This is a genomic window from Polynucleobacter sp. UB-Piko-W3, assembly GCF_018881635.1.
GTDB lineage: Bacteria > Pseudomonadota > Gammaproteobacteria > Burkholderiales > Burkholderiaceae > Polynucleobacter.
This window is the reverse complement of sequence record NZ_JACVPY010000008.1, coordinates 1-3,197: the sequence shown is the minus strand read 5'-3', so window position 1 is coordinate 3,197 and position 3,197 is coordinate 1. Positions and strand designations below refer to the sequence as shown.

Sequence of the window (3,197 nt, the reverse complement as noted above, 5' to 3'; positions counted from 1 at the left end):
CCCACCATCACCGGTACCACCGCCAACGACATCCTGACCGGTACCTCTGTTGCTAACCAAACCTTACTCGGCCTTGCTGGTAATGATGTCTTAGATGGTGGTGGCGGAACTGCTGCCGGCAGTGCTGGTGGCGATACCCTGATGGGTGGCCAAGGTAACGATACCTATGTGGTGTACTCGTACGCCGATAAGATTATCGAAGACTATTACGCTGGTACGGATACGGTGCAAGCACGCGTGAGTTATATCCTGCCGACTAACGTCGAAAACCTCACCATGACCTACTTTAATAGTGGGCTCACCTATTTAGGTTTAGGTAATAACTTAGATAATGCGATGACTGGCGGCGCTGGTAATGACAAACTGTATGGCCGCGATGGTAATGATGTTCTGAGCGGCTTATCGGGTAATGATTATCTGTCTGGCGGTAATGGCAACGACACCATCTATGGTGGCGATGGTAATGACGCCCTTTATGGCAATGCAGGTCTAGATACTATTTATGGCGGCGCTGGTAACGACATCATTGATCCGGGCACCGGCTATTATGAGACCCTCTATGGCGGTACTGGTGATGATATTTATATCATCAACGAAAACTACTTCATGCCTTATTCAAAGATGATCGAATACGCCAACGAAGGCAATGACACGGTTATTACTTCGAATGGCTCGTTCACCTTGGCTGACAACGTGGAGAGCTTGGCCTTTGTTGGCGTGACTGGCGGTAACGGTACTGGTAATAGTTTGGCCAATGTCCTAGTTGGCAACACGGGCAGCAATACACTAGATGGTGGGGCTGGTAATGACACACTGTATGGCGATACTGCTAACCTCTTACTATCGGATGGCATGGCTGGCGGTACGAGTGATTACCTCATTGGTGGTGCCGGCAACGACGTGCTCTGGGGCCAATCGGGTGATGATACGCTCGATGGTGGCACCGGTAACGACACCATGTACGGTGGCACGGGTAACGATACTTACTACGTTGACTCTGCTAGTGACTACGCAATCGATGCCGCTAACTTAGCAGCGGGCTCTAATGGTGGCCTGATTAATACCGGTGGTGTGGATTGGATTTATGCCAGCGCCACCGTAGATATGAGTGATACCTCACACTTCCGCTATATTGAGAACGTGCGCTTAGTTGATAGTGCGCAAGCCTTCACCATGAGCGGTAGCGACTATTACAGCACTAGTTACCTAGGCATCATCGGTACAGAATATAGCAATATCCTCACGGGCAATCAGTACGACAACTGGATTAATGGCTTTGCGGGTGATGATACGATGACGGGTGGTGGTGGTAATGATGTGATTACGGGTGGCACGGGTAATGACACTTTAGATGGTAGCTACGGCAATATGGACATACTCATCTACGGTACCGGTAATATTGCTGACACCATTAGCAAGAATGATGGTCGTTATGGTTACAACCTCTTAGCAACCCTAACCAATCACAATGGTGATGGTATTAAGGCCAACCTCAATTACTATGACTACCGCTTTGATGCGAACAACCTCATTAAGGCTTACACGGTTACTGGTAGCGTTAACGTTAATGCGGGTACCGACCTGGTGTACAACTTCGATGGCATCGTGGGTACTAACTTTAATGACACGATTGTGGGTACTGATGGCGATAACTGGATTGAAGGTGGTCGTGGTAATGACACCTTAGTTGGCGCCGGCGGCTTTGACTGGGTCAGTTTGGGCGCTAACTCGAACTACGGCTTAACCGTTGACCTTGGCGCAATGCGCTTGGCTGATAACACTGTCGTGAATCTGGACTGGTCTAAATATCAGTCTCAAAGTACTGCTTTAGTGATTAACCTAGCAAGCTTGAGTACTGTAGCGAACGCTTACTACGATGGTGCCACCTATAGTGCTGGCACATTTATCACCAACGGCGGTAATGGTCTTGGCACCATTACCGCTTGGGGCTTTGAGGGCATTGGTTTATCGGATAACAATGACACTTTATATGGCACCACCAGCAATGATTATGTGATGGCTGGTAATGGCAATGATGTGATGTTCGGTGGTGATGGTAATGACCTGTTATACGGTAATGGCTCACAGAATGGCATCTTAGCTGGCACCGATGGTGTTCATGATCTTGATACCATTTATGGTGGCAATGGTAATGACACTCTCTATACTGGTGCAGGCAATAGCACGCTCTTAGGTGAGAATGGTGATGATAGTTTGATGGGCTCTTATGGCGCAGATACCTTGCTTGGTGGCGATGGTAATGACTACATCAATGGCGCCGAAGGTAATGATGTTCTAAACGGCGGCACAGGTTATGACAATCTGTATGGTGGTGCTGGTAATGATGTGCTCATCGGCGGTGGTTCCTACGACTGGCTCTATGGCGGCGCTGATAATGATACCTATCTGTACACCGGTAATGAGTATATTGCTGAGAACTATAACGAGGGTGTTGATGGCGTGATAGTGACTGCTAATGGCTACTATATGGGCGCTAACATTGAGAGGGCGGCTTTAGCGAATATGCCTGGCGCCACACCGAATCTGATGTCATTACCAAGCTATCTCTATGGCAATGAGCAAGATAACGTAGTCATGGGTAATACGGGTGATAACACTTTGGTTGGCAATGGCGGCGCTGACACCATTGCTGGCTATGGTGGTGATGACACCATTTATGGTGGCTATGGCGATGATCTATTTGGACTGACTTTAGATCCAACCCATAGCATTGATCCATCGACCTTAAACGGCTTTGGTGGCACGATCATGGACTTTAACCGCTATGGTGAGAACGATCACTTCTTACTCAACTTCTTAGCGGGGGGCACTGGTACTGGCTTCCACTATCAACTGAACGTGGGTTATGGTGCTAGCTTTATTAATGACTCGGCCCAAAGTGATGGCACACCAGAGGCGATGATCACCTATGATCCAGGATCTGGTTTATTGCAAATTGAGTTCCAGCATGAGACGAGCGCTGGTAGTGGTCAATGGACCTATGCAGGCGATAACGGCAATACCAACCTATCCTTCATTATTAACGGCGCCAATGACTATACCGCGGCAACCAATATCAATGCATCTAGCTTTGCGATCAATCTCTCTAATGATCTAACGCATCCAATGCAAAGTAATAGTGACTATTTTGGAACGCATCAGGTTTAGTGAGTGAGTATCTCAGTTGTTGATTAAGG

Annotated in this window: 1 pseudogene; it reads left to right on the top strand. The window is 48.0% G+C overall.

What is annotated here, in order from left to right:
* A pseudogene (locus ICN31_RS10570) lies at window positions 1-3,168 on the top strand (hypothetical protein); the annotation flags it as partial.
* Window positions 3,169-3,197: the final 29 nt, after the last annotated feature.